At 65.6% G+C, this 24,805-nt stretch carries 26 protein-coding genes, 1 other RNA gene and 4 pseudogenes; 17 read left to right on the top strand and 14 right to left on the bottom strand.

Features of this window, described 5'->3' with window-relative positions; translation table 11 throughout:
* The first annotated feature begins 56 nt into the window (after positions 1-56).
* The 8 genes from QP181_RS07565 to QP181_RS07530 all read left to right on the top strand — a co-directional run bounded on the left by QP181_RS07565 (position 57) and on the right by QP181_RS07530 (position 5,820).
* Positions 57-422, top strand: a complete 366-nt coding sequence (locus QP181_RS07565) for a response regulator (RefSeq protein ID WP_132740051.1) — start codon at positions 57-59, stop codon at positions 420-422.
* Between the two features lie 13 nt (positions 423-435).
* Complete coding sequence (locus QP181_RS07560) at positions 436-1,593, top strand: chemotaxis protein CheB (RefSeq protein ID WP_333928156.1); 1,158 nt, start codon at positions 436-438, stop codon at positions 1,591-1,593.
* Positions 1,590-2,447 (top strand): CheR family methyltransferase, encoded by an 858-nt coding sequence (locus QP181_RS07555; RefSeq protein ID WP_333928155.1) that lies wholly within the window; start codon positions 1,590-1,592, stop codon positions 2,445-2,447. Before QP181_RS07560 ends, QP181_RS07555 begins: the two co-directional genes overlap by 4 nt.
* Positions 2,448-2,545: 98 nt before the next feature.
* The gene (locus QP181_RS07550) at positions 2,546-2,725 is read left to right on the top strand and encodes a hypothetical protein (RefSeq protein WP_333928154.1); all 180 of its coding nucleotides are present in this window, start codon (positions 2,546-2,548) and stop codon (positions 2,723-2,725) included.
* Positions 2,722-3,411, top strand: a complete 690-nt coding sequence (locus QP181_RS07545) for an N-acetylmuramoyl-L-alanine amidase (RefSeq protein ID WP_333928153.1) — start codon at positions 2,722-2,724, stop codon at positions 3,409-3,411. Before QP181_RS07550 ends, QP181_RS07545 begins: the two co-directional genes overlap by 4 nt.
* Positions 3,412-3,422: 11 nt before the next feature.
* Positions 3,423-3,807: RNase P RNA component class A (rnpB, locus tag QP181_RS07540), an RNA gene on the top strand.
* 48 nt (positions 3,808-3,855) lie between these two features.
* A complete protein-coding gene (locus tag QP181_RS07535; protein ID WP_333928152.1) occupies positions 3,856-5,223 on the top strand; it encodes a hypothetical protein in 1,368 nt (455 codons plus the stop codon).
* 297 nt (positions 5,224-5,520) lie between these two features.
* Positions 5,521-5,820 carry an energy transducer TonB gene (locus QP181_RS07530; protein WP_333929584.1) on the top strand — a complete coding sequence of 100 codons (300 nt, stop codon included), beginning with the start codon at positions 5,521-5,523 and terminating at the stop codon, positions 5,818-5,820.
* Positions 5,821-5,868: 48 nt separating this feature from the next.
* Here the strand turns inward: QP181_RS07530 and QP181_RS07525 are convergent, their stop codons facing one another.
* Both QP181_RS07525 and QP181_RS07520 read right to left on the bottom strand, forming a co-directional pair.
* Positions 5,869-6,507: a carbonic anhydrase gene (locus QP181_RS07525; RefSeq protein ID WP_333928151.1), complete on the bottom strand. Its 639-nt coding sequence runs from the start codon at positions 6,505-6,507 to the stop codon at positions 5,869-5,871.
* Positions 6,504-8,084, bottom strand: a complete 1,581-nt coding sequence (locus QP181_RS07520) for a SulP family inorganic anion transporter (protein WP_333928150.1) — start codon at positions 8,082-8,084, stop codon at positions 6,504-6,506. Before QP181_RS07520 ends, QP181_RS07525 begins: the two co-directional genes overlap by 4 nt.
* 216 nt (positions 8,085-8,300) lie before the next feature.
* Here QP181_RS07520 and QP181_RS07515 point away from each other — a divergent pair, with 216 nt between their 5' ends.
* Positions 8,301-8,840: a J domain-containing protein gene (locus QP181_RS07515; protein ID WP_132740030.1), complete on the top strand. Its 540-nt coding sequence runs from the start codon at positions 8,301-8,303 to the stop codon at positions 8,838-8,840.
* Entirely contained in the window at positions 8,837-9,223 is a 387-nt protein-coding gene (locus QP181_RS07510; RefSeq protein ID WP_333928149.1) for a (2Fe-2S) ferredoxin domain-containing protein, read from the top strand. The genes QP181_RS07515 and QP181_RS07510 overlap by 4 nt, the downstream gene beginning before the upstream one ends.
* 7 nt (positions 9,224-9,230) lie before the next feature.
* Here the strand turns inward: QP181_RS07510 and QP181_RS07505 are convergent, their stop codons facing one another.
* The 9 genes from QP181_RS07505 to QP181_RS07465 all read right to left on the bottom strand — a co-directional run bounded on the left by QP181_RS07505 (position 9,231) and on the right by QP181_RS07465 (position 12,559).
* On the bottom strand, positions 9,231-9,638 hold the full coding sequence (locus tag QP181_RS07505; RefSeq protein ID WP_333928148.1) for a SufE family protein: 408 nt from the start codon (positions 9,636-9,638) through the stop codon (positions 9,231-9,233).
* Positions 9,639-9,859: 221 nt separating this feature from the next.
* A complete protein-coding gene (locus tag QP181_RS07500) occupies positions 9,860-10,099 on the bottom strand; it encodes a hypothetical protein (RefSeq protein WP_132896795.1) in 240 nt (79 codons plus the stop codon).
* Positions 10,100-10,108: 9 nt separating this feature from the next.
* Positions 10,109-10,357: a hypothetical protein gene (locus QP181_RS07495; protein ID WP_132896794.1), complete on the bottom strand. Its 249-nt coding sequence runs from the start codon at positions 10,355-10,357 to the stop codon at positions 10,109-10,111.
* On the bottom strand, positions 10,354-10,671 hold the full coding sequence (locus QP181_RS07490; protein ID WP_333928147.1) for a hypothetical protein: 318 nt from the start codon (positions 10,669-10,671) through the stop codon (positions 10,354-10,356). Before QP181_RS07490 ends, QP181_RS07495 begins: the two co-directional genes overlap by 4 nt.
* A gap of 11 nt (positions 10,672-10,682) precedes the next feature.
* Positions 10,683-10,994: a hypothetical protein gene (locus QP181_RS07485; RefSeq protein WP_333928146.1), complete on the bottom strand. Its 312-nt coding sequence runs from the start codon at positions 10,992-10,994 to the stop codon at positions 10,683-10,685.
* 27 nt (positions 10,995-11,021) lie between these two features.
* Positions 11,022-11,402 (bottom strand): envelope stress response membrane protein PspC, encoded by a 381-nt coding sequence (gene pspC, locus QP181_RS07480; RefSeq protein ID WP_333928145.1) that lies wholly within the window; start codon positions 11,400-11,402, stop codon positions 11,022-11,024.
* Between the two features lies 1 nt (position 11,403).
* Positions 11,404-11,700, bottom strand: a complete 297-nt coding sequence (gene pspB, locus QP181_RS07475) for an envelope stress response membrane protein PspB (protein ID WP_333928144.1) — start codon at positions 11,698-11,700, stop codon at positions 11,404-11,406.
* 1 nt (position 11,701) lies between these two features.
* On the bottom strand, positions 11,702-12,367 hold the full coding sequence (gene pspA, locus QP181_RS07470) for a phage shock protein PspA (protein WP_056482347.1): 666 nt from the start codon (positions 12,365-12,367) through the stop codon (positions 11,702-11,704).
* A gap of 48 nt (positions 12,368-12,415) precedes the next feature.
* On the bottom strand, positions 12,416-12,559 hold the full coding sequence (locus QP181_RS07465) for a hypothetical protein (protein WP_165911400.1): 144 nt from the start codon (positions 12,557-12,559) through the stop codon (positions 12,416-12,418).
* 172 nt (positions 12,560-12,731) lie between these two features.
* On the opposite strand from QP181_RS07465, the pseudogene pspF reads away from it, so the two are divergent.
* Positions 12,732-13,767 (top strand): annotated as a pseudogene (gene pspF, locus QP181_RS07460) (phage shock protein operon transcriptional activator).
* Positions 13,768-13,872: 105 nt separating this feature from the next.
* Here pspF and QP181_RS07455 read toward each other — a convergent pair.
* Positions 13,873-15,082: pseudogene (locus QP181_RS07455) on the bottom strand (cation:proton antiporter).
* A gap of 236 nt (positions 15,083-15,318) precedes the next feature.
* Here QP181_RS07455 and QP181_RS07450 point away from each other — a divergent pair.
* Positions 15,319-16,239, top strand: coding sequence for a right-handed parallel beta-helix repeat-containing protein (locus tag QP181_RS07450; protein WP_333928143.1), 921 nt, complete (start codon positions 15,319-15,321; stop codon positions 16,237-16,239).
* Between the two features lie 279 nt (positions 16,240-16,518).
* Here QP181_RS07450 and QP181_RS07445 read toward each other — a convergent pair whose 3' ends face one another.
* Positions 16,519-18,105 (bottom strand): alkaline phosphatase family protein, encoded by a 1,587-nt coding sequence (locus QP181_RS07445; RefSeq protein ID WP_333929583.1) that lies wholly within the window; start codon positions 18,103-18,105, stop codon positions 16,519-16,521.
* Positions 18,106-18,294: 189 nt separating this feature from the next.
* Between QP181_RS07445 and QP181_RS07440 the strand changes: the two genes are divergently transcribed.
* The 5 genes and pseudogenes from QP181_RS07440 to QP181_RS07420 all read left to right on the top strand — a co-directional run bounded on the left by QP181_RS07440 (position 18,295) and on the right by QP181_RS07420 (position 23,915).
* The gene (locus QP181_RS07440; RefSeq protein WP_333928142.1) at positions 18,295-20,124 is read left to right on the top strand and encodes a protein-disulfide reductase DsbD domain-containing protein; all 1,830 of its coding nucleotides are present in this window, start codon (positions 18,295-18,297) and stop codon (positions 20,122-20,124) included.
* Positions 20,042-20,317: a thioredoxin family protein gene (locus QP181_RS07435; RefSeq protein ID WP_333928141.1), complete on the top strand. Its 276-nt coding sequence runs from the start codon at positions 20,042-20,044 to the stop codon at positions 20,315-20,317. The genes QP181_RS07440 and QP181_RS07435 overlap by 83 nt, the downstream gene beginning before the upstream one ends.
* Positions 20,318-20,519: 202 nt before the next feature.
* A complete protein-coding gene (locus QP181_RS07430; protein WP_333929582.1) occupies positions 20,520-22,046 on the top strand; it encodes a circularly permuted type 2 ATP-grasp protein in 1,527 nt (508 codons plus the stop codon).
* Positions 22,046-22,980, top strand: a pseudogene (locus QP181_RS07425) (alpha-E domain-containing protein). The gene QP181_RS07430 and the pseudogene QP181_RS07425 overlap by 1 nt, the downstream one beginning before the upstream one ends.
* A complete protein-coding gene (locus QP181_RS07420; protein WP_333928140.1) occupies positions 22,980-23,915 on the top strand; it encodes a transglutaminase family protein in 936 nt (311 codons plus the stop codon). The pseudogene QP181_RS07425 and the gene QP181_RS07420 overlap by 1 nt, the downstream one beginning before the upstream one ends.
* A 106-nt stretch (positions 23,916-24,021) precedes the next feature.
* On the opposite strand, the pseudogene QP181_RS07415 reads toward QP181_RS07420, so the two are convergent.
* A pseudogene (locus QP181_RS07415) lies at positions 24,022-24,796 on the bottom strand (arginyltransferase).
* Positions 24,797-24,805: the final 9 nt, after the last annotated feature.

The raw sequence follows: 24,805 nt of genomic DNA, 5'->3' as shown, positions 1-24,805 counted from the left end.
GGTGCTTACGCTTTTCTGCGTAGACCGTCCCAACGATTTTCCCCGGAAGGCTTTCCATGAAGACCTGTCTCGTCGTCGATGACTCCAAGGTGATCCGCAAGGTCGCGCGTCACATCCTGGAGACGCTCGACTTCACCGTGACCGAAGCCTGTGATGGCCGCGAGGCTCTGGCATCGTGCTTGGCGTCGATCCCTGACGTGATCCTGCTCGACTGGAACATGCCGGTGATGAGCGGCATGGACTTTCTGCGTGCGCTGCGGGAGGCCGACATCCCGAGTCGTCCGAAAGTCGTGTTCTGCACGACCGAGAACGGCATGGCGTATATTCGCGCGGCGATCGAAGCGGGGGCGGACGAATATGTCATGAAGCCGTTCGATCGCGACACGCTCGAATCTAAGCTCCAGATCGTCGGCATGGCCTGATCCGGCCCGGACGATGGCCAGTCGCTCCCCTCCAGTTCCGCGGCTCGATCGAGACCATGACGGCCAGTCTATCGACGGGTTCGCACGAGTCCTGATCGTCGATGATTCGGTGGTCGCCCGGGCGGTGATCGCGCGACTGATCGACGCCAGCGACCGCTTTTCGGTCGTCGGCGCGGTCGGTACGGCCAAGGCGGCGCTCGAGTTTCTGGCACGCGCGACGGTCGAATTCATCTTGCTGGATATCGAGATGCCGGGCGTCGACGGCCTGACCGCGCTGCCGGATCTTATTGCCGCGGGGCAGGGGGCCAAGGTGCTGATCGTGTCGTCCTCCGCCGACGATGGCGCCGCGGCGTCGGTCCAGGCGCTGGCGCTCGGGGCCGCCGAGACGTTGATCAAGCCGTCGGCGGGCGCGCTGTCCGGTCGGTTCGGCCTGGCGCTCGTCGGCAAGCTCGAACGCCTGTGCGAACGTCCGGCGCTGATGCCGCCCGCGATACTGGTCCGCTCGCCGGCTTCGGGCCCGACGCCAGTGCGTCCCGAGCGACGGCCGGCGCAGTCGGTATCGACCTCGCCCCGGGTCCGGGCAGTGACGAGCGACGAGTACGACATCGTCGCGATCGGCGCGTCGACCGGCGGCATTCATGCGCTCAGCCAGCTTTTTCGCGAACTCCCGACCGGGTTTCGCCTCCCGATCGTCATCACGCAGCATTTGCCGGCATCGTTCATGCCGTATTTCGCCGCGCAGATCGCTTTGATCGCGGGCCGCCCGTGCGAGGTGGCGACCGATCGATTGCGGGTGCGTCCGGGCCGCATCATCGTCGCGCCGGGCGATGCGCATCTCAAATGCGTCGCGCTCGGCGCGGATGGCGCGGCGTTTCGCCTCACCCAGGATTTCGCCGCCAGCGGTTGCATGCCGTCGGTCGATCCGATGCTGGCGTCGATCGCCGAGGTCTATGGTCCGCGCATGATCGCGATCATCCTCAGCGGAATGGGGCGCGACGGGGCAGAGGGGGCGCGTCGCGTTCACGATCTCGGCGGGTGCGTCGTCGCCCAGGATCAGCAGAGCTCGGTCGTTTGGGGGATGCCAGGCGCGGTGGCGGCAACGGGTGTCGCCGATGCGGTCTTGCCACCCGATGCGATCGGTCGCCTCATCGCGACGCGGCGCCGGCCATGACGCTCGCCAAGTCCATGCCCATCGTTGCGTCGCAGACCGCGATCAACGTGCTGACCGCGCTGCTCGAGGCACGTACCGGCCAGCAGATCGCGGCCTATCGTTCGTGGCGTCTCGATACCGCGCTGAAACCGCTGCTGCGCGATCGGAAGCTCGACACGCTCGACCAGTTGGTGACGCAGTTGCTCGAAGGCAGCGACCGGCTGATTGGCGACCGGATCGTCGACGCGCTGGTCAATCAGGAAACCTCGTTTTTCCGCGATGCGCTGGTTTTCGATCAGTTGGTCGAGGCGGTCGCAGCGGCGCAATCGGACCGTCGCCGCGTCCGGATCTGGTGCGCGGGGTGCTCGACCGGGCAGGAGCCGTTGTCGCTGGCGATGGTGTTTGCCGAACGACATGCCGCGAGCGGCGCGCCGATGCCTGAAATCATTGCCACCGACGTGTCCGAAGCCGCGCTAGCGCGTGCGCGGGCGGGGCGCTTCTCGCAATTCGAGATCCAGCGCGGGCTGCCCGTACGGCGGATGATTCGCTGGTTCGATACGACCGGCAGCGACTGGGTGGCGAAACCCGAGTTGGTCAAGCTGATCACGTTCCGACGCATGAACCTGGTGTCCGATCAGCCCCCGCCGGGACGGTTCGACATCATCCTGTGCCGCAACGTGCTGCTGTACCTGTCGACGGAAACCAAGGCCGGCGTGTTTCCCAAGTTCGCCGACGCGCTCAACCCTGGCGGAAAGCTCGTGCTCGGCGCCGGTGAGACGGTTATCGGCCAGACCAGCGCGTTCGAACCCAGCCGGGAATTCCGCGGTTTTTATCAGGTGAACACCAAAGACCCCCGCACCCGATCCACGAAATGATGAACGTGAGTCACGGCACGGCGTAACGGCAAGAGAGCGGTGCAAGGACGCCGTGATGCCCCGGATGAAACCGCGAGGGTGAGCGCTCGGCGGCACTGATGATAGTCGCCGCGCCGATCATCCGGCCGTTCGTCGGAGCCTATTACGTTGGCGGTCCGTTAACGCTATTGATGTCGGCAGGCGGTGGCCTGACACTGCGCGGTGTCGCACGCGTCGTGATCCGTGGGGCTCAGAGTGGCGTCGGCTTGGCCGAACGGCGTGAAGGGAAGCTGGCTTGAAGTTTATCGAGACACCGTCACCAAATTTCGACGATCGTTCGCTGCCCATCACGATGATCGTGCTCCACTATACCGGCATGCAGGACGGCGCGTCGGCGATCGCCCGGTTGCGCGATCCGGCGGCGAAGGTGTCGTCGCATTACCTGGTCGAGGAGGACGGCACGGTCCTGCGGATGGTCGCGGAAGACAAGCGCGCCTGGCATGCCGGCCGCTCGCATTGGCGCGGGATCGAGGACATCAACTCGGCAAGCATCGGCATCGAGATCGTCAATCCTGGTCACGAGTTCGGCTATCGCCCGTTCCCGCCCGAACAGATCGCGTCGGTCGTGGCGCTGGTCGCGGAGATCAAGGACCGCCACGAAATTACCCGCGGCAACATCGTCGGCCATTCGGACATCGCGCCGACCCGCAAACGCGATCCGGGCGAACTGTTTCCGTGGCATGAACTCGCGCGACGGCGGCTGGCGCTGCCCAGGCCTACAAAGAACCTTATGGATCCTGGCTGGACCGAGGGCGGCTTTTGCTTGGCGCTTGAACGCTTCGGCTACGACGTCGAGAACCGGATGGCGGCGACGATGGCGTTCCAGCGCCGCTTCCGTCCGGAATTGGTCGATGGTGAAGTCGACGCGGAATGTCGCTGCATCCTGCTCGCATTGCTGCTTCCCAAACCGATGGGCGACGACTAGGGGTCTGCGCGCCAGAGGGTCGGGCGGCCGCGGGTGTTTTCGAACACGCGAGGAAAGTCCGGGCTCCGCGAAACGACGGTGCCGGGTAACGCCCGGCGAGGGTGACCTCAGGGAAAGTGCCACAGAGAGCAGACGGCCAACCCTCGGCACAAGCCGGGGCGGTCAGAGTGAAAGGGTGCGGTAAGAGCGCACCGCGCGCCTGGTAACAGGGGCGGCACGGCAAACCCCACCGGGAGCAAGATCGAATAGGGGTGGCACATGGGCTTCGTTTCAGCTCGTCACCCGGGTTGATTGCTTGAGGCGGCGGGTAACTGTCGCCCTAGAGGAATGGTCGCCTAACTTCCGTATCGAAGGATCGGAAATGGACAGAACCCGGCTTACAGACCCTCTGGCATCCTTCCCCGAACCGTAGCAGACTGCGGCGGAACTACGTCGGGGGAAGTGATGCGTTTCGGAAATTTCGGCGTGCTGAGTGTTGGCGTGATGGCGATGACCGCAGCGTCGGCGCAGACGGGGGCTCCGCCAGCGACCACCACCGTACAACAGGATTTCGACACCGCCGCGGCGCTTGATGCGAAGGGCGACAAGCCCGCCGCGCTCGCCGCGTGGCAGAAGCTCGAGGCGCGCACCAAGCCCGGCTCGCGCAGCCGCGGCGTCGCGCTGATCCGTAAAAGTGCCGCGCTTTTCAAGCTCGATCGGTCCGACGATGCGGTGACCGCGGCGCGCGCCGGGCTTGCCTTGTTGCCGGCGAGCGATGCGACGCTTGCCGAGGATCGCTGGCGGGCGAATTACAATCTCGGCACCATTGCGGAAAACGCGCTCGACTACGCGGGGGCGAGCGATTCCTACGCGAGCGCCGAGACCGCCGCCGATACGCCCGACCTGAAAGTCGCATCGATGCTGGCGCTGGCGAACACCAAGACGTTTACCGACCCCGCCGCCGCGGATGCCGCGCTCGCCCGCGCGGATGCGTTGCTGAAGCCGCTAAAGACTGATGGCAAGCTGAAGGCGCTGGTCGCGCGTCGTCACGCGATCCTGCTGCTCAACCGTGGCGCCTACGAACCGGCGCGTGCCTATGCGGTCGAGGCCGTCAAGCAACTCGGTGGCCTGACCTCGCAGACCGACGTGACCGACGTCTCCGCGCGCTCCGATGCGGCGATCGCTTCGCTGCTGGCAGGCAAGGCGGACGACGCGCGCCGCTACATGGCGATGACCGGGGCGGGCCGGCTGACCAAGGGCGAGTTCGATCCGGCAGTACAGATGGACGTCCCGCCGTGCGGTGGCGAGGCCGATCTGCGCCCGGCGGACATGGCGGTCGTCGAGTTCACGATCGGCGACGACGGCGTGGTGAGCAGGGTCTCGCCGATCTATGCGGCGGGGGGCGGTGCGGTTGCGCTGGAGTTCGCGCGCGGTTCGCGACTGGTCGTGGACGCCCGAGCAGGTCAAGGCGCTACCGGCGTTCTTCCGCTACAACGTCCGGATCGAGATGCGCTGTTCGACCGCGTTCGAGCGTCCGTCGATCACCAAGTTCCTCGACGCCGACATGGCGACGTGGCTCGAATCGAAGGGGCTTGCGCTGCCGACCGAGGAGCGCGGCGCGGATGCGGTCGCCGTCGTCCGCCAACGCGCGGCGCTCGCCGCAGCGGAGGCGAAGTCCGGCGCCACTTCGCTCGCCGCGCTGCCACCGCTTTATCAACTCGTGAACAATGCGGTGGTCGGGCGCGAGGAGAGCAACGTCCTCGCACGGCGGGCGCTCGCGATCGCCGAGGCGCAGGGCGCGCCGCCGACCGCACGGCTGCCGCTGGATATTAGCGTCCGCCAGACCGACAGCGCGGACAACTGGAAGAACGAAGTCTACGCGCGGGCTAACGCCGCTGCTGTCGGTCCCTGCGTACGCGAACGATCCCAAGGCGCGGTCCGCGACCCTGTTGCTGATCGCCGAGCGGACCCATTCGCGCAGTCGCCGCGCGGTGCTGCTGCAGCAGGTGGCCGACGACAAGGGGCTCGCCGCGAACGATCCGTTGCGGGTCGGTGCACTGATCCGTCTCGCGTCGCTTCAGCAACAGGCAGGCGAAACCGCAACCGCGCGCGACGTTCGAGCGGTCGGGGCTGGCCGCGAACCAGTGCGCGATCCTCGATGCGCCGCCGCACTTCCTGTCGGCGGGCGGCGTCTTCCCGAACGAGGCGATGGCCTGGGGCTTCGAAGGTTGGACCAAGACGCAGTTCGACGTCGATGCCAACGGCCGGGTACTCAACCAACGCGCGGTACTCAGCTATCCGCCGTTCGTATTCACCAAGGCGGGCGTGCAGACGGTGGCGGGCGCACGCTGGAGCAAGACCTTCCGCCCCGATGGCGGTGTCGGCTGCGGCGGGCTGTCGCAGCAGGTGCGGTTCAAGATGCCGGGGTGAAGTATTGCTTCATGATCCTCCCCCTTGTGGGGGAGGATTCGCCATCGCCTACACCAGCACCTTGTCCGGCCGCCCGACCTCCTCCAGCACGGTCGTCGAATCGATCTCCATCATCGGTTTGATTAGCCCGTCGCGGATGTCGTAGACCCAGCCGTGGAGCAGTACTTCCTGCCCACGTGCGAACGCCCCTTGGATCGTCTTGGTACGCGCAAGCCGCACGAGCTGGTCGCGGACGTTGACCTCGACCAGCCGGTTGACCTTCTGCTCGCGGTCGGGCTGCGCGTCGATCTCGTCGGCATGGTCGTGTAGCACGCAGCGCGCGGTACTGAGCCAGTCGTCAACCGGACCGGTCGTACCGCCGTCGAGCGTCGCGCGGATCCCGCCGCACGCGTAGTGGCCACAGATGATGATGTGGCGCACGCCCAGCACGTCGACTGCATATTGCAGCACCGACATCAGGTTCGTGTCGTCGTCCTTGACCAGGTTCGCGATATTGCGGTGGATGAACATGTTGCCGGGTGGCGTCATGGTCATCTGTTCGGGGCCGACGCGGCTGTCCGAACAACCGATCCACAGGAACTCCGGGTTCTGGCCGACCAGCTGGCGCTGGAAGAAGTCGGCGCTCTCCTCGATGATCTCGGCCGCCCACGCCTTGTTGGCGAGCAGGAGCTGCTTGTACTGCCTCATGCGAAACGGACCTCGGTCTGGGGGGCGTTGATCAGCTTGACGGTACGCAGCGCGAGATCGCCGCGGATGAGCACGGTGATGCCGCGATACGCGGCGCCCTTGATGAACGCGTTGATGATGTCGACATTGTCGAGATCGACATAGCTGGTCGACGACAGGTCGATCAGCAGGTTGGCGTTGTCGGGCACCTTGGCGAGCGACTTCTGCAGTTCATATTTGTGGATAAAGTACAGGTTGCGGCGGGCGCGGACGAGGCAGTCCTCGTCGTCGCAGGCGAAGGTGATCGCGGTACGGAAGTTGCGCGCGACGACGAACACGAAGCCGACCGCAAGGCCGATGACGATGCCTTCGAGAAGATCGGTAAACAGGATCGCAGCGACCGTGACGACGAAGGGAATGAACTGCGTCCAGCCCTGCTTGAAGCGTTCGGTATACAGCTTGGGCTTGGTCAGCTTGTAGCCGGTCGCGATCAGCACCGCGGCGAGCGCCGACAGCGGGATCAGGTTCAGCACCGCGGGAATCAACGCGACGCTGACCAGCAGCCAGAAGCCGTGCAGGATCGTCGACAGCTTGCTCTCGGCCTTGGCATCGACGTTCGCCGACGAGCGGACGATGACGGACGTGACGGGGAGGCCACCGATCAGCCCGGACAGGATGTTGCCGCCGCCCTGCGCCATCAGCTCCCAGTTCTTGTCGGTCGAGCGACGGCGCGGATCGATCTCGTCGACCGCCTTGACGCTCAGCAGCGATTCGAGGCTGGCGACGATCGCGAGCGTGACGGCACTGCTCCAGACGATGCCCATCGTGATCCCCGAAAAGTCGGGGAAGGTGAACAACGACGGGAATTGCGACAGCGTTTGCGTGATCGGCACCTGGACGAGGTGCGTCGCCTGCAACTGCCAGTCGGGCTTCACGGCGCCAAGCAACATATTGCCGAAGATGCCGATCAGCACGACGACCAGCGGGCCGGGGACGAAGCGCAGGGGCCCGTCCTTGGGCTTTGCGCCATCCCACCAGAACAGGAAGGCGAGGCTGATCGAGGCGATCAGGATCGCGCCGGGGGTGACGGCTGCGCTGAGGCTGTCGAGGATCCGCGAGAAGGTGTTGATACCGTTCGCAGTGGTGAATTCGAAGATCCCCTCGGCCTCGCGGTCGAAGCCGACGGCATGCGGGATCTGCTTGAGGATCAGGATCAGGCCGATCGCCGCGAGCATGCCGGTGATGACCGAAGACGGCACGAATTCGCTGAGGATGCCGGCGCGGGTCAGCGAGAAGCAGATCTGGAGCACGCCGGCCAGCACGACCGCCATCAGGAACATCTGGTAGCTTGGCATGCTCTCGATCGCGGTGAGCACGATCACCGTCAGGCCGGCGGCGGGGCCGCTGACCGATAGCGGCGACTTCGAGAACAGGCCGACGGCGATGCCACCGACGATCCCCGAGATGATCCCGGCGAACAGCGGCGCACCCGATGCCAGCGCGACGCCGAGACAGAGTGGCAGCGCGACGAGCGCGACGACGATGGAGGCGGGAAGATCCGCGCGCCACGTGGTAAGCTTTGGAATGAGAGTCGGCACCAGGGCTCCTGTCGCTAAGGTGTCGGCTGGGAATACGTCCGCACCGGACGCGTCTATCCATGCCACATGACAAATAGTTCATGTTCAGTAAGCGATGAACGGTGGCTGACTCAAGTTGGAATGTTGCGACGCGGAAGATTGTTCGGTTGCACGCGTTTGGGTTGGCTTTGCCGCGCACGGTTGCGTTGTCCGCGCGGACGCCTATCTCGGGCCGCTATGGCGAGAAGCACGACACGATCTTCCGACTGGGGTTTTCCACGCTGGCGCGAGTATGGCGCGAGCAGCGAGGCGGTGACCGTGCGGCTGTGCGACCGGCACGGCTGCAACGAGCCGGGCAATTGTCCTGCGCCGAAATCGCCGAACAGCCCCGATCGCTGGTATTTCTGCATGAACCACGCAGGCGAATATAATCGCGGGTGGAATTACTTCGAAGGCTTGAGCGCAGAAGAGGCTGCCGAGCGCGAGGCGGCGGAAACGCGGACCGCCGATGGCTATACCGATCCCAAGCATTACGCTTGGGCGGGCTCGGGTGATGGCAGCCGCTCGCGTGATGAGATGCGCGCGCTGGAAGTGCTGGATCTGGAGCCGGACGCGACGTTCGAGGACGTGCGCGCGGCATGGCGCAGGATGGCGAAGGCCAACCACCCGGATGTGCGGCCTGATGACAAGGATGCAGCGAAGCGGTTCCAGGGCGTGCAGGCGGCGTATGAGGTGCTGAAGGCGGCCGAAGACCAGCGGACGTGGAAACCGGCGTGATCCGCGTTCTTGCCAGCCGGTGGCAGGGGAGCGTGCTGGTCTGCGGGAAATGTTCGAAGAAGTTGGACGGCGGGTTCGGCGACAAGGGGCGGACGCCTCTGGTCAAGCTGCTGCGTCAGGCGCTCGGCGTGAAGAAGGGCCGCAAGGCGGACCGCGGCGTGGTCGAGGTCAAGTGCCTCGGGGTTTGCCCGAAGAACGCGGTGGTGATGGTGGACGGCGCTCGCCCCGATCGGTGGATGCTGGTGCCGGCTGGGGCTGACGTGAGCGAGGTCGTCGCGTCACTGACCGCCAGCGTGCCGTCACCCTCGCCGCCTTCGGCGTCTCTCCCCTCCCCTGAGGGGAGAGGGAAGGGGCCCGCGGCGCTTGCCGGGTGGGAAGGGTGAGGGCACGTTATTCGGCGTACCGCTCCGCCGTCTCGCGGATCAGCGCGATCATGTTCGGGATCCCTTGAGTCCGGTTCGAACTCAGCTGTTTGCTCAGATCGAACGGCGCCAGTTCCGCCTTGATGTCGGTCGCGACGATCTCGGATGGCGCCTGATCCTGCACGGTAAGCAAGACCAGCGCGATGATCCCCTTGGTGATCGCCGCATTCGAATCTGCCAGGAAATGCAGCCGGCCATCGTCGGTCGTTGTCGGATATACCCATACCGACGCCGAACACCCCCGCACCAGCGTCGCATCGGTCTTGAGCGCATCCGGCATGGGTTCGAGTTCTTTGCCGAGATCGATCAGCAGGCGGTAGCGATCGTCGGGTTCGAGGAAGTCATATTCCTCGCGGATGTCGGTGAGGGTGGCCATGGAAGCGGCGGTTACTCCCGAGACGGCTCGCTCGCAACAGTCCGGCTAGCCATATGCTCGAACCCGAGCCGATTGCATTGTGCCGAACCGAAATATCTACCCCAAGCCTCTTTCCGTCACCCCAGCGAAAGCTGGGGTCTCCCCGTTATGATGAGACCCCAGCTTTCGCTGGGGTGACGGTCCAGGGAGGAGATGCCGGACATAGGATGCCAGGGGGCGTCCTAAAGATCCACCCCGGCGGCGATCGCCTCGAGCTTCTTGATACGTTCCTTCAGATCGGCGATCTCGATCCGCGATCCGGTCGACACCGCGACCGGCATCCGGCCGTCCTGCGCATGATCCAGTTCCAGCCGCCGCAGCGAGAGCCATCCGCGCCATCCGGCCAATCCGCCGGCGACGACCATCGCCAGCCCCGCAAGGCTCGCCAGCGCCAAGGTGATGTAAAGGTTCGGGTCGATCATGTCCGCCTCCTAGCGGTCGCGGAGCCGCTCGATCTCTCGGTCGAGATCGACGCTCTTGTGGTTATCGGTGATCACGCGCTCCAGCACCTGGATGCGTTCCTTCATCTGCTGCACTTCGTCGCGCAGCCGCGCCGCCTCGGGGTCGTTCATCAGCGAGACGCCTTCGCCGCGGCGCGCGCTCTTGTGGCGCGATTTGAAGATGCCGGTAATCATCACGATCAGGACGATCATCACGACCATCACCTGTCCACCATTCATGATCTTATCTCCTGTGTATTGGCTTCATTGAGCGGGGTTCGGTCAAGCGGGTGGTCGTCGCGCAATTGCTCGATGGCGTCCGACAACTCGATTTTGCGATCGGTGACGATCCGTTCGAGCACCCGGACCCGCTGTTCCAGGCGTTCGGTATGGGCGGCATATTGCGCGGACTTCTCGGCGGTCTGCGCATTGAGCGCGGTTGCCATGCGCTCCTTGTGCTTGATCCAGTCCTTGAAGACGCTGCTGCCGATCCCGAGGATGACCGGAAGTCCGATCACGATAAAGACGAGCAGGAAGATCGTGAAGTTGTTCATGATCCCTGTCCTCAGCGATCGCGGAGAGCGTCGATCTCGCGAGCGGTGCGCTCGGCGGGATCGGTGGCGATGCGTTCAAGAACCGCGATCCGCTCTTCGAGGCGCGAGACCTGGCCGGTCAGGCGTTCATTCTCGCTGCTGAGCAGTTCGACCTTGCGATCACCCGCCGGGTCCTGCTTGGGCCCGCCGCCCCAGCTCATCGTGTTGCCCCAGTCGTCGCTCGGCGGATAGCCGTGCTTGGTACGGATCCAGTTGTTCGCGATCCAGCCGATGGTCGTGATCGCGATGATCGCAAGCACAAATCCAGGTCCACCCCAATGCATTGTCTGTCTCCCTGTTGACGCCGCGTCTCAGCGTAGGCTGTCGATCTCTGCCGCGAGGCTATTGCTGTTGCGGCTGGTATAGTGTGTCTCGATGTCGGCAAGGCGGCGGTCGATGTCGCGGAACTTGCTGCGGACCTCGGCGGTCGAACGCTTTGGGTTGGAGCGGACACCCTGCCAGAACTTCGCGTCATCGGGTGTCTCGTACAGGCCGGTCGGCTTCTTGGGCGCCAACCACGCGGTGGCGAAATAACCGAGAATGACCCAGCCGCTGGTGGCGACCGCCAGCACGACCATGGCGACCCGGATGAGCGTGATGTCCACGCCCGTGTAATCGGCGATCCCTGAGCAGACGCCCTTGAACTTGGCATTCTGCTTGTCGAGGTAAAACTGGGTGCGGCTACCGGACATGTCAGTTTCTCCGTTCGAAGGGGCGGTTGGCCTGGCGGTCGCTGTCGCGATCGAGCCGGTAGGGTGAGTCCGACTGGGTGGTGCCTAGGCCCGGCTTCCAGTCGGGATTGTCGGCGGCGATGATCCGTTCGACGGTCATCACCCGGTCTTCGAGGCGACGCGCGAGCATCTGCATCTCATCGAGCAGCCGCTCGTCCTCGTCCGTGATCTTGGGCGCGGTCTTCCACTTGGTGACATAGTGGAGGATCACCCAGGGCAGTCCGACGAAGAGGGTGGCGCATACGAGTACGGTGTCCATCTCAATCGTCCTTCTTCATGCGCGCTTTCAGCGCGGCGAGCTGGGCGTTGACCTTGTCGTCGCTGCGCAGCTCGGCGATTTCCTCTTCGAGCGTCTTGACGACCCCGAGCCCCATCGCATCCGCGCGGCCCTCGGCCTCGTCGACGCGGCGGTCGAGGATGTCGAAGCGGCTGAACGCCTCGTGCGTCTTCGGACCGTTGTACATCTCGCGCAGCCGGGTGCGGTTGTTCGCGCTTTCCAGCCGGGTCTGCACCGCGTTCTGCTTGGTGCGTGCCTCGCGGAGCTTGGTCTGGAGCTTGGCGATGTCCTCTTCGGATGCCCGAAGCGCATCGTCGAGCACGCCGACCTCGGCCTTCAACTGCTCGGCCATGTCGAATGCCTTCTGGCGCTCGACCAGGGCTGCCTTGGCCAGGTCCTCACGGTCCTTGCTCAGCGCCAGCTCGGCCTTCTCGGTCCAGTTGTCCTGGAGCTGCTCGAGCTTCGAGATATGGCGGCGCATCTCCTTCTGGTCGGCGATGGTGCGCGCGGCGGAGGCGCGAACCTCGACCAGCGTTTCCTCCATCTCGAGGATGATCATGCGGATCATCTTCGACGGATCTTCGGCCTTCTCGATGAGATCGGCGAAGTTGGCGGCGACGATGTCGCGGGTGCGGGAAAAGATGCCCATGTAAATCCTACTCCAGGGGTCGGCCCGAGGCTCTAAGCCGTCGGGGTCTTATGCCACGATCGAGGTGTGAACCGCGATAGGCGTTGTGTTGGTTGCGATCGCTGGGCCGACTGCGCCGAGGACGCAGGTTGCGCTGACGACGATGGTGCAGAGGGTGGCGGCGACGGTGCGGGCGATGGTGGTGTTGAACATGGTGGGTCCCCTTTAAGACTGGTTGGTTCCGCTATTCGGCGGGTTGCCTGAAGCATTGCATCTGTCGTGCCAGTTTCGAAAATGGCGGAATTGCAGGGGTTTGCGCGATTTTGGGTGCGAGGCGGCACCCGTAAGCTTGCCAAGAGTTGGGAATTCGCGCCACATCTTCGCCATGGAGCGAACAACCCAGGTCATCGGCGAGTCCGGTACGTTCATGGCAGCGCTGGAACGCGCGTCGCGGGCGGCGGCGTTGGACCGTCCCGTACTGGTCATCGGCGAGCGTGGTACGGGCAAGGAACTGGTCGCCGAGCGCCTTCACCGGCTGTCGCCGCGGTGGGACCAGCCGCTGGTCATCATGAACTGCGCGGCGTTGCCCGAGACGCTGATCGAGGCGGAACTGTTCGGGCACGAGGCGGGCGCGTTCACCGGCGCGACCAAGGCGCGGGTCGGGCGGTTCGAGGAGGCCGATGGCGGCACGCTGTTCCTCGACGAGTTGGGGACGCTGTCGATGGCGGCGCAGGACCGCCTGTTGCGCGCGGTCGAGTACGGCGAGATCACGCGGATCGGCTCGTCGCGACCGATGCGCGTCGACGTGCGGATCGTGGCCGCGACCAACGAGCATCTGCCGGACAAGGTCGACCGGCACGAATTCCGCGCCGATCTGCTCGACCGGTTGTCGTTCGAGGTGGTGACGTTGCCGCCTTTACGCGCGCACCGGCGACGTGGTCGTCCTTGCCGAGCATTTTGGCCGGCGGATGGCTTCGGAGCTTGGCCGCGAGCGGTGGGAGGGGTTCGGCCCGGCGGCGATGGACGCGCTGATCGCGTATCGCTGGCCGGGCAACGTCCGCGAACTCCGCAATGTCGTCGAGCGCGCGGTGTATCGTTGGGAGCAGGCGGGGCCGATCGATGCGATCGAGATCGACCCGTTTCAGTCGCCACACCGGCCCGGTGCTTCGACCGCGCCGAAGCCTATGGTTGTAGCTCCACGCGCGGCCGAAGCGGATGACGGCGAAGACCCGGTCGTCGCTTGCGAGGAAGGCCCCTCGGACTTCAAGTCCCGCGTATCCCGCTTCGAACGCGACCTGCTCTCGCGCGCGCTGTCCGAACACCGCTTCAACCAACGTGCGACCGCGGAGGCCCTAGGCCTGAGCTACGACCAACTCCGCCACGCCCTGAAACGCCACGACCTGCTCAACGCGGGCGCTTGAGCTACAACCACCCGTCATCCTGACGAAAGTCAGGATCCAGAGCCAAGCAGCACGGCGTTCGTAATTCTGGGTCCTGACTTTCGTCAGGATGACGATGTGGCGTCCTCACCCGCTCTTCCTCACCAACCCCGCGAGCTTCTTCAACTTCGGCGCGACCATCGGCACGGTCAGCATCGTGCTCGCCAGCGCCATCAGCAGCAGCGCGGTGAAGGTCTCGTTGGTGATGATCTTCTTATCGAGCAGGATGTTGACGAAGATGATCATGATCAACGCCTTGGTCTGGAGCAGCCAGCCGATCGCCGACGCTTCGCCCGGCCGCCACTTCAGGATCCGCCCGGCAGAGTGAACACCGATCAGCTTGCCGCCGACCGACGCGACCAGCAACAACGCCGCCGCGGCGAACACCGCGTAACCACCGACCGCCCACTGCGTCTTCAACCCCGTCGACAGGAAGAACACCGGCATCACCGCGAGCAGCACGAAATGGCGGAACTGGTCCATCTTCGCGGTCGTGAACCATTTCGAATCGAGCACCGCGCCCGACAGGAAGGCGCCGACCATGAAATGAAGCCCTGCCCAGTCCGCCGCGAACCCGCAGCCGGCCAGCCAGATCAGGCTGACATACCAGCGGTCGCGCTCCTCGATCCGCGCCATCAACTTGCGCACGATCAACGTCGCGATCGCGAACCCGACCAGGAAGCCGCCCTGCCGCCCGACGCGTTCCCAGTCGAGCAGGATCAGCGCGAGCACACCCCAGATCGCGATGTCGTCGAGGCTGGCATAGCGCAGGATCTCGTTGGCCGATCGGCTGACGCAGCACATCGAGCTTTTCCAGGAACAGCACGAGGATCGGCAGCGCGGTGACCGCGCACGCCATGCCGATGCCGAGCACCACCTGCCATGTCGCGCCGTCCGGCCCGCGCCAGCCGGGATAGCGCAGCATCAGTACCGCGGCGATGCTACCGGTGATCAGCGGTACCGCAAGCGCCAGCCCTGCGGTGACGCCGGTCTCGCCGCGCCGTTTCCATGCTTCGCCGAGGTCGAGTTCGATCCCCGCGACCCAGACGAACATCATCACCGCCCACCAGGCGATGCCGTTGAGAGATCCCAAGGTCGCGGGCGTGAAGACGGTCGCGTAATAATCGGGATACGCCGCGCCGAGCACGCCCGGCCCGAGCAGGATGCCGCCGAAGATCTGCACCACCACCAGCGGCGCCCAGTAATCGGTCCGCCCGAGCCGCCACACCAGATACGGCACGGTGAAGATGATGAGTATCGCGAGGAGGAAGACCTCCGTCGGCGTCATGGCGTGCATGTGGATCCCCCGGCGCCGATCGGTTCCCCCGCCGGCTTCGTTTCGGTAGCGATAGTATTCGGTGAAACCGGGCGCGGCAATATGCGGACGCGACGATACGCCCAGCGCTGACCGATCTCCGCGCTGCGTCATTTCGGGACAGGGCATGATAGCGCGCTCGGATCGGCTCGCCGAACGTCTGCGTTCCGTGCGATTGAACGCCGTGCGCCGCAGACGCTGGCGGAGGAGGATTTTCGATGAAACGATCGTTGCTGGCGCTCGCGCTGTTCGCTGTTCCCGCGTTCGCGCAAGGCGCTGCGCCGTTCACGGTCAACGGTCAGGGGTTCGCGACCCTGCAGGAGGCGGTCTCGTCGATCCGCATGGGTACCGCGACGATTCTGATCGCGCCCGGCACGTACCGGCAATGCGCGGTCCAGGCGGGCGGCCACATCACCTTCAAGGCGGTTCAACCCGGCACCGCGATCTTCGAGAGAGTGGCCTGCGAGGACAAGGCGGCCTTGGTGCTGCGCGGGCAGGGCTCGGTGGTCGATGGCCTCGTCTTCCGTGGCTATCGCGTATCGGACGGCAACGGTGCCGGCATCCGGACCGAGATGGGCGACCTGACCGTCACCAACGCGATGTTCCTCGACAGCCAGGAGGGTATCCTCGGAGGGCAGCCGACCGGACAGAAGATCACGATCGATCACTCGACGTTTGCCGGGCTCGGACAGTGCGACGAAGCCCCGAACTGCGCGCACGGAATCTATCTCGCCAACCAGGGCCGCGTGACCGTCACCAACTCGCGGTTCGAGCGGGGCACCGGTGGTCATTACGTCAAGGTGCGCGCGCCCAATGTGACGATCACCGACAACAGCTTCGACGACACCGGCGGGCGCAAGACCAACTACATGATCGACCTGCCCGACGGCGCCACCGGCCTGATCGCGCGCAATACCTTCGTGCAGGGCAAGCAGAAGGAGAATGGCTCGGCACTGATCGTCGTCGCCGCGGAGGCGAAGACTTACCCCTCGACCGGTCTGCGGGTGGAGGACAACGACGCGCGACTGACGCCGGGGGATACGCACACGCCGGCGTTCATCGTCGACTTCAGTCATGACCGGCTGGCGATCGGCGCGAACCGGCTCGGGACCGGGTTGAAGCCGTTCGAGACGCGCTGACAGCGAAGAACGCCGCTAAGCCGTAGCTCCCACCGGAACCGTCACCCCAGCGTAAGCTGGGGTATCCCAGTTGGGACGGGACGCGTGCCACACGGGGATATCCCAGCTTTCGCTGGGATGACGGGTTAAGGGGCGGGGGGCAGTGCAGGCTGCTGATGTCGCAACCGACGAAGCGGCAGCACCGCGCCAACCCAGAAAAATATGCTGTCCCGCGAAGGCGGGAGCCCAGGCTGGACTCCCGCCTTTGCGGGAGAACATACTAGGCGAGCGTCATGTGCCTCAGCTTGGGCAGGTGCTCGCAGCGCTTGGATCGAGATCGAGGCACCGCCCGTCCAGTCCGTTCACCGGCAACCCGATCGTCGCCGCCAAGGTCGGCACGATATCCACCGTCTCCACCGACAGCGGCTGCTCGAACCCGGTCATCTCCTTGCGCCAGAACAGGATCGGCACGCGGCGGTCGTAATCCCACGGCGAGCCGTGCGTCTCGACATAGCCACCCGCCGGCGACACGATCGTCGTCACGCGCGGCTTGAGCAGCACCACCATCTGCCCCGACCGCTCTGGATAAAAGGAGGCACGGGCGCGCTCGATCAGGGTCCAGGTCTCGGGCGGTGACTTCGCCATTGGCGTTGCCATGATCTCGGCTGCGGAGAACGCCCCCGCGACCTGGGGCAGCGCGCGGTAGCGGCGGAGCGCCTCGGCTAGCACCTTCGTCCGCGTTTTTTCCGGCAGCGAGTCGTCGATATAGACGTCGCCCTCGGTACCGAGCAGCACGCTCCCCGGCAGGCCTATGTCCTTGGCGATCGCGGTGCCGACCTGCTTGGCCAGCACGTTTTCGTCCATATGCGCCTCCATCGGCATCGCGCGCTGCTGCTGGCGCTCGGTCGCGTCGTGCGCGCCGTGATCCGCGGTAAGCACGACTTCGTAATCGACCCCGGTTTCGTCCATCACGTTGAAGAAATCGCCCAGCGTCTTATCGAGCTGCGCCATCTGGATGCACATCTCCGAGCCCTGCGTCCCGTAGGTATGGCCGATATAATCGGTCGCCGACGCGCCGATATCGATGATGTCGGTCTGCGGCCCCTTGCCGAGCTTCATGTCCTGGACCAGCGCTGCCGCCATCGCGAACACCGCGGCGTCGGACGCGGGCGACACGCGGAAGCCCTTGGCATCGCCCGCCTCGCGCTCGAAGCGTCCCTGGCCGTAGGTCTTGCCCGCGATCACGATCGGATGGTTCACGCCCGCGCAATAGCCCGGCAACGGCAGCGCCGCCTGCGGCTTGGCGATCAGCGCGGCGACCGCGTCGCGCGTACGCTGCACCGCCGGCGGCACCGCGCGGCCGGCATAGGAGACATAGGTCTTGCCGTCCCACCACCAGAGCTCGTCGACCTTGTGGCCGCCCATCATCACCGCCGCGCGATCCTTGCCCGCGACCGACACGGAGCGGGTGCGCGGATCGCGCGCCTTCATCATCTCGCCGAGCGTCGGCACCTTCAGGTGCATGTCGGACACGGTGTAGCTGTCGTGCGTGCTGCCCGTGACGCGCTCGTCCTCCGAGCAATAGACGATCTTGTCGGGCCGTCCGGCGCGCTGGTCGACCCAGTTGTTGGCGATGATCCCGGTATGCGCGGGCCGCATGCCGGTCAGGATTGTCGAATGGCCGGGGCACGTCTCGGTCGCGGCATGGCTCTGGTAGCCGCTTGGGAACACAGCGCCGTTCAGCAGTCGCGTGAATCCACCGGTATAGTGATTGCGATATTGCTGAAACAGGTCGGCAGCGAACTGGTCGACCGAGATCGCGACGATCAGTTTCGGCGGGGTGGTCGGCGTCGCCGCAGGGGCAGGGGCGGGCGCAGGAGGCGCCATCTGCGCGGAGACCGATGCGGCCGAGGTCAGCAGGAGCGCGGCGATAAGTGCTTTCACGAACAGTCCTTTAGCCAGCGACGACCATAAAGCGCGGTCGTCGCTTTGAAGTGCAATACGACAAGGTCACCGCTATGGCTTTGCGCGATGAACGAAACAAGGATGGCCATGCGCGGATTACGTTGCGTCCTGATGACGGTCTTGCTGGCCGTCTGCGGGCTGGCGAGTGCGCCAACGTTTGCGGAATCGCTGAACGGCTCGAGCCAGCATCTGATGATGAAGCTGGTTGCCGAGAGCGATCACCCCAAGGCCGGCGCACCGCTGACGATCGCGCTGGCAACGACGCCCGAAGCTGGCTGGCACGGCTATTGGCGCAACCCGGGCGATGCGGGCTTTCCGGCGACGTTCGACTGGACGCTGCCCGCTGGCGCGAAGGCGGGTGAGCCCGAATGGCCGGTACCGACGACGCTGCTGATCGCGGGCTTGATGAACTATGTCTACGAGGCGCCCTATGCGCCGCTCGTAACGATCCAGGTCCCGGCGGGGCTGGCGGCGGGGACGAAATTCCTGATCCGGCTGAAGACGAGCTACCTCGTCTGCTCCGCGACGATCTGCGTGCCCGAGGAAAAGGCGCTCTCGCTCGACCTCACGATCGGTGATGGCGCGCCGTCGCAGGCGGCCGCGTTCGCTGGCTGGCGGCAGGCGATTCCGAAGCCGCTCGACGCCGGCGCGACCTATGCCGCAAACAACGGCACCATGCGGATCGCCATCCCGTTCCCCGCAGGCGCGAAGGTCGACAAGGCGTATTTCTTCCCCGTCACCACTGGCGCGATCGAGAACGGCGCGGCGCAGACGGTGACGCGCGATGGCGACCGGCTGACGATCAGCACCAAGGTCGCGGCGAACGCCAAGGTTGGCGGCCCGATCGAGGGCGTGCTGCGGATCGGCGAAGGGCAGGGGCTCGGCGTCAAGGCGACGCCGGGCGTGGTCGGCGATGGGGCCGGCAGCGGCCCAATTAGCGCGAGCGGCAAGAGCATCTGGCTGACCGCACTGATCGCGTTCGCGGGCGCAGTGCTCGGCGGCCTGATCCTCAATATCATGCCGTGCGTGTTCCCGATCCTCAGCCTCAAGGCGCTCAGCCTCGCGCGCGGCGGTGCTAGCGAGAAGGAGGCGCGCGGCGAGGCCTTGGCCTACACCGCGGGCGTCGTGCTGGTCTGCCTCGGGCTCGGTGCTGCAATCCTGGCACTCCGCGCAGGAGGCTCGGCGGTCGGCTGGGCATTCCAGTTGCAGCATCCGGCGGCGATCGTTGTCCTGCTGTTGCTGAGTGCTGCGATCGCGTTCAACCTCGCCGGCCTGTTTGAGGTCCCGACGCCGCGCTTTGCCGGCGAGAGCGGCGCGAGCGGGGCGTTCGCGACCGGTGCGCTAGCGGCGTTCATCGCGACGCCGTGTACCGGGCCGTTCATGGGTGCGGCGCTCGGCGCGGCGCTGGTGCTGCCGTGGCCGGCGGCGCTCGCCGTGTTCGGCGGGCTCGGAATCGGGCTTTCGCTCCCGTTCCTCGCGATCGGGTTCATTCCGTCGTGGCGGCGGTGGCTGCCCAAGCCAGGTGTGTGGATGGAAACGTTCCGCCATATCCTGTCGGTGCCGATGTTCCTGACCGCGATCGCGCTCGGCTGGGTGCTCGGGCGACAGACTGGCGTCGATACGCTGACGCTGGCCTTGGTCGCGGTGCTGGCGGTCGGCGCGGTGCTCTGGGTCGGTGGCACCCGCCAGCGCAAGGGCAAGGCGTTCGGCGTGGCGGCACAGGTCGCGCTGGCGGTGGTGTTCGTCGGCAGCGCGGTTCTGATCGCGCGCGCCACCGGCGGCGGCGAAGGTCGCCACAGCAGGGGACGAGCCGTTCACCGAGGCCCGGCTCGCATCGCTGCGGGCCGAAAAGCGCCCGGTGTTCGTGTATTTCACCGCCGACTGGTGCCTGACGTGCAAGGTCAACGAGAAGGCTGCGATCGATACGGCCGGCGTGCGTGACGCGTTCGCCCAGCACAAGGTCGCGGCGTTGATCGGCGACTGGACCGACGGCGACCCGGTAATGGGCCGTTTCATCCAGGCCCACAACCGCGCCGGGGTGCCGCTGTATCTGTATTATGCGCCGGGTGCCGCCGAACCGACCGTCCTGCCGCAGGTCCTCACGACGGGCTTGCTGGAAGGGCTGGGCGCCTAAGTCTTACGGACGCCCTCTAGATTCCGTCATCCTGACGAAAGTCAGGATCCAGAGTACCAGGGAATACGCTCGACGACCCTGGAACCTGACTTTCGTCAGGATGACGGGCGCGAGCGGCGGCAGAGCGTATTCCACCCTTGTGCAGCGCAGCGAAGCGTTGCAGCATGGAACCGTAACGCTTGATGGGGAATTGACCGTTCCGATGGGGAAACAGGCGTTCGACGAAATCATGGGGACGCCGGGCGATACGACCGCTCGTCCCGAACTTGCGGCTCTCGGGCATTGGATCGAGGAGACGCCTGACGCCGAGCTCCGTCGTCGGCAGGAAGCCGCCGAGACCACCTTCCGGCAGCTCGGCATCACCTTCGCGGTCTACGGCGAGAACGAAGCGGCCGAGCGGATCATTCCGTTCGATATCGTCCCCCGCGTTTTCCTGCACGACGAGTGGACCCGCTTGTCGGAAGGCCTCGTCCAGCGCGTCGATGCGATCAACGCATTCCTCAACGACATCTATGGCGAACGTCGCATCCTGAAAGAGGGCATCCTCCCCGAGGATCTGGTGTTGGGGAATGCGCAGTTCCGGCCCGAGATCGCCGGCATCCGGCCGCCGCACGGCGTCTGGGCGCATATCTGCGGGATTGATCTGGTCCGCACCGGCCCCGACGACTTCTTCGTGCTCGAGGACAATGCGCGCACGCCGTCCGGCGTCAGCTACATGCTGGAAAACCGCGAGGCGATGCTGCGCCTCTGTCCCGAGCTGTTCCGCGAGTTCCGCGTCGCGGCGGTCGACAGCTATCCCGACCTGTTGCTTGAGACGATGAAGTCGGTGGCGCCGCACGGCACGGGCTCCAACCCGACCTGCGTGCTGCTGACGCCAGGCCATTACAACTCGGCCTATTACGAACATAGCTTCCTCGCCGATTCGATGGGCATCGAACTCGTCGAGGCGGCCGATCTGGTGGTCGACGACGACATCGTCTGGATGCGGACGATCGCCGGGCGGGTGAAGGTCGACGTGATCTATCGCCGGATCGACGACGATTATCTCGATCCGCTCGTGTTCCGCCCGGACTCCGCGCTTGGCGTGCCGGGCCTCATCGCAGCCTACGCGGCCGGCAACGTCGCGATCATGAACGCGCCGGGCAACGGCATCGCCGACGACAAGGCGATCTACAGCTACATGCCCGACATCGTGAAGTTCTACTCGGGCGGCGAGTGCAAGTTGCGCAACGTCGAAACCTGGCGGTGCCGCGAACCGCAGGCGTTGCAATACGTGCTGGACAACCTGGAGGACGTCGTCGTCAAGCTGGTAGACGGCTCTGGTGGCTATGGCATGCTGGTCGGGCCGACCTCGTCGAAACAGGAGATCGAGGATTTCCGCGCGGCGCTCATTGCCGAACCGCACCGCTACATCGCGCAGCCGACGCTGGCGCTGTCGACCGTCCCGACGATGGCCGATGGCGGCCTGTCCCCACGCCACGTCGATTTCCGCCCGTTCGTGTTGAGCGGGTCGAAGGGCGTGCAGGTCGTCCCCGGCGGCCTCACCCGGGTCGCGCTCAAGGAAGGTTCGCTGGTCGTCAATTCTAGCCAGGGCGGCGGGACCAAGGACAGTTTCGTCCTGATGAAGGATCAGTCGCAGCGGATGGGAGCGGGCGGGATGACGCAAACGATGGGCGGCATGTCGCAGACGCTCGGCACGACCCTGCCGTCGCCGGGAGCGAATAGCTGATGCTCTCGCGTACCGCATCGTCGCTCTACTGGCTCGGCCGCTATTTCGAGCGTGCCGACTTCATCGCCCGGCTGGTCGAGGCCACCGTTCGTCTCGACGTTCTCTCCTCGCAGCCTGCGGGCGAGGCGGCCTGGGCCTCCGCGCTCGCCGTTACCGAAACCGAGGAGCCGTTCGCGACGCTCGGCGGCAACCTCAGCCAGACCGAGGTCGTCCGCTTCCTCACGCTGGACTCGAGCCACCCCGGCTCGATCGTCCGCTGCGTCGACATGGCGCGCAACAACGCCAAGGCGGTCCGTACCGCGCTGACCCGCGAAGCCTGGACCGCGATCAATCGGGCGTGGCTGTTGTTCGAAAACCGGACGATCCCGCGCAGCACCACCGACCAGATGAACCTAGTGGAGGCGGTGAAGACCGAAACGCGCGGGTTCGAAGGCGCGATCCACCGGATGCTGCGCAATCAGACGACATGGTTCATCCGGCTCGGGCAAGCGGTCGAGCGCGCCGACAACACCGCGCGTCTGCTCGACGTCAAATACCATATCCTGCTGCCCGAGGGGCAGAAGATCGGCGGCGCGATCGATCGCGACCAGTGGACGACGATTCTCCAGACGGTGTCGGCCGTGACCGCGTATCGCTGGCTCTATAGCGACGGACTGCGGCCGGCGGACGTCATCGACTTGCTGATCGCCCGCGTGGAACTGCCGCGCAGTCTCGCGGCGTCGGTCGAGGAGACGGTCGACGTGCTCAATCTGCTGGCGAAACGCACGGGTAATCACGGGGAGGCGGACAGGATGGCACGGATGCGCGCATCACGCATGGCCAAGACGCGGTCGGGGAAGTGATCGCTTCGGGTCTGCACCAGTATCTGCAGGCCTTCATCGCCGAGAATGCGCTGCTCCACGGCGCGATCGGCCGCCAGTTCAAGTTCCATTGATGCGGCTGTCGATCGATCATCATACGATCTACCGCTTCACCCAGCCACAGGGCCGGCTGGTCCAGATGCTCCGGCTTACGCCTGAGAATACGCACGACCAGACCGTGGCATCGTGGCGGATCGACGTCGATTGTGACGCGCGGTTGCGGCCGGGGCGTGACGGCTTCGGCAACGCGGTGACGATGCTGTACGCCGAGGGGCCGGTCGACGGGATCGAGATCACCGTTAAGGGTGAGGTGCTGACGAGTCACTCCGACGGCGTGCTGCACGATGTCCACGAGACGTTGCCGCCCGCGCTGTTCCTGCGCGCGACCGAGGCGACGGCTTTCGACCCTGCGATCGCCGAGTTCGCGGCGGATGCGGTGGTCGGTGCACGCGATCGCGTCGGGGCGCTGCACCGGCTTAACCGGGCGCTGCATGGGCAGTTCGTCTTCGATGCCGGACGCCCCGAGCCCGGGCTCACCGCGGGTGCTGCATTCCGAAAGGATAGCGCTACGCCGCGCGACATGGCGCAGATCTTCGCGGTCGCGGCGCGGTCCTTGGGTGCACCTGCGCGGTACGTGTCGGGCTATCATCACAACGACCATGAGGTGGTGCATTTCCCGACCCCGCATGGCTGGGCTGAGGCGTATGTCGACGGGCTCGGCTGGGTCGGGTTCGATCCGTGCACGGGGATGTCGCCCGAGGAGCATTACGTGCGGGTCGCGATGGCGCTCGATGCCGCTGGGGCGGCGCCGGTCGCTGGATCGCGGTTGGGCGAGGGGGTGAGGAACTCGACGTCGACGTTGTGGTGCAGCGGGAAGACTAAGACTGTTTCCCCGCGAAGGCGGGGACCCAGACTGGGCTCCCGCCTTCGCGGGAGAACAAGGCTTAGCCGGTTTTGCGGTATGACCACCCCGGCGAAGGCCGGGGCCCAATTGGCAAGGTGGTCGTAACTAAGGGCTATCTTGTGTTAGCAGCGTTTCCCAATTGGGCCCCGGCCTTCGCCGGGGTGATGGCTCATGAAGTGCCGCCGGGCCACCCAACTACCCTAGCTGCAACTCAGGCCGTCGCCGCGACCCGCGCAGGCGACGTCACCAGATCCGCATCCTCGAGCCGTCGCCATCCCGCCGGGCCCAGCACCTCGAGCGGCCGATACCGCGTCTTGTATTCCATCCGCGGCGAGCCCTTCACCCAATAGCCCAGGTACACGTACGGCAACCCGGCCTCGCGCGCGGATCAGATGGTCCATGATGATGAAATTGCCGAACCCCGGCCGGCTGTCCTCGTCCGCCGCAAAGAAGCTGTAGACCATCGACAGCCCGTCCGCCTGGCGATCGGTCAGGCAGGCGCCGATCAGCCGCCCGCGCGCGCCGTCGACCGAGGGCTCGCGGTACTCGACGATCACCGAATTGACCGGCGAATGCTCGATCATGTCGGCGTAATCGTCCTCGTCCATTCCGGCCATGCCGCCGCCCGGATGGCGCGTCCCGAGATAGCGGCGAAGCAACTGGAACTGCTCGTCGGTCGCCCACGCCTTGCACGCGGTCACTTCGACATCGCCGTTGCGCCTGAGCAACTTACGCTGCGTCGCGTTGGGCATGAATTCGTTCGTTACCACGCGGACCGACACGCACGCGGTACACCCGGCGCATGACGGTCGATACGCGACGCCCTGGCTGCGACGAAACCCGATCCGGCCGAGCGCATCGTTTAGCTCACTCGCATGCGGCCCGGTTAGCTCGGTGAACACTTTCCGCTCCTGCCGACCCGGCAGATACGGGCACGGCGACGGGCTGGTGACGAAGAAGCGCGGGAAACGAAAAGGCGCAGTCACCGAACCGGA

It is taken from the genome of Sphingomonas sp. LR55, from assembly GCF_036856015.1.
GTDB lineage: Bacteria > Pseudomonadota > Alphaproteobacteria > Sphingomonadales > Sphingomonadaceae > Sphingomonas.
Note: the sequence above shows the minus strand (reverse complement) of the source record. Positions and strands in the feature narration are given on the sequence as shown.

What these genes read in the sequence shown, in the direction of transcription:
- pspB (WP_333928144.1), bottom strand. Translation starts at nt 11,700, where the DNA reads ATGGACACCGTACTCGTATGCGCCACCCTCTTCGTCGGACTGCCCTGG.
- pspA (WP_056482347.1), bottom strand. Translation starts at nt 12,367, where the DNA reads ATGGGCATCTTTTCCCGCACCCGCGACATCGTCGCCGCCAACTTCGCC.
- QP181_RS07565 (WP_132740051.1), top strand. Translation starts at nt 57, where the DNA reads ATGAAGACCTGTCTCGTCGTCGATGACTCCAAGGTGATCCGCAAGGTC.
- QP181_RS07440 (WP_333928142.1), top strand. Translation starts at nt 18,295, where the DNA reads ATGACGGTCTTGCTGGCCGTCTGCGGGCTGGCGAGTGCGCCAACGTTT.
- QP181_RS07535 (WP_333928152.1), top strand. Translation starts at nt 3,856, where the DNA reads ATGCGTTTCGGAAATTTCGGCGTGCTGAGTGTTGGCGTGATGGCGATG.
- QP181_RS07495 (WP_132896794.1), bottom strand. Translation starts at nt 10,357, where the DNA reads ATGAATGGTGGACAGGTGATGGTCGTGATGATCGTCCTGATCGTGATG.
- QP181_RS07445 (WP_333929583.1), bottom strand. Translation starts at nt 18,105, where the DNA reads ATGGCGCCTCCTGCGCCCGCCCCTGCCCCTGCGGCGACGCCGACCACC.
- QP181_RS07430 (WP_333929582.1), top strand. Translation starts at nt 20,520, where the DNA reads ATGGGGAAACAGGCGTTCGACGAAATCATGGGGACGCCGGGCGATACG.
- QP181_RS07485 (WP_333928146.1), bottom strand. Translation starts at nt 10,994, where the DNA reads ATGCATTGGGGTGGACCTGGATTTGTGCTTGCGATCATCGCGATCACG.
- QP181_RS07420 (WP_333928140.1), top strand. Translation starts at nt 22,980, where the DNA reads ATGCGGCTGTCGATCGATCATCATACGATCTACCGCTTCACCCAGCCA.
- QP181_RS07560 (WP_333928156.1), top strand. Translation starts at nt 436, where the DNA reads ATGGCCAGTCGCTCCCCTCCAGTTCCGCGGCTCGATCGAGACCATGAC.
- QP181_RS07555 (WP_333928155.1), top strand. Translation starts at nt 1,590, where the DNA reads ATGACGCTCGCCAAGTCCATGCCCATCGTTGCGTCGCAGACCGCGATC.
- QP181_RS07505 (WP_333928148.1), bottom strand. Translation starts at nt 9,638, where the DNA reads ATGGCCACCCTCACCGACATCCGCGAGGAATATGACTTCCTCGAACCC.
- QP181_RS07500 (WP_132896795.1), bottom strand. Translation starts at nt 10,099, where the DNA reads ATGATCGACCCGAACCTTTACATCACCTTGGCGCTGGCGAGCCTTGCG.
- QP181_RS07550 (WP_333928154.1), top strand. Translation starts at nt 2,546, where the DNA reads ATGATAGTCGCCGCGCCGATCATCCGGCCGTTCGTCGGAGCCTATTAC.
- QP181_RS07490 (WP_333928147.1), bottom strand. Translation starts at nt 10,671, where the DNA reads ATGAACAACTTCACGATCTTCCTGCTCGTCTTTATCGTGATCGGACTT.
- QP181_RS07465 (WP_165911400.1), bottom strand. Translation starts at nt 12,559, where the DNA reads ATGTTCAACACCACCATCGCCCGCACCGTCGCCGCCACCCTCTGCACC.
- QP181_RS07515 (WP_132740030.1), top strand. Translation starts at nt 8,301, where the DNA reads ATGGCGAGAAGCACGACACGATCTTCCGACTGGGGTTTTCCACGCTGG.
- QP181_RS07525 (WP_333928151.1), bottom strand. Translation starts at nt 6,507, where the DNA reads ATGAGGCAGTACAAGCAGCTCCTGCTCGCCAACAAGGCGTGGGCGGCC.
- QP181_RS07450 (WP_333928143.1), top strand. Translation starts at nt 15,319, where the DNA reads ATGAAACGATCGTTGCTGGCGCTCGCGCTGTTCGCTGTTCCCGCGTTC.
- pspC (WP_333928145.1), bottom strand. Translation starts at nt 11,402, where the DNA reads ATGTCCGGTAGCCGCACCCAGTTTTACCTCGACAAGCAGAATGCCAAG.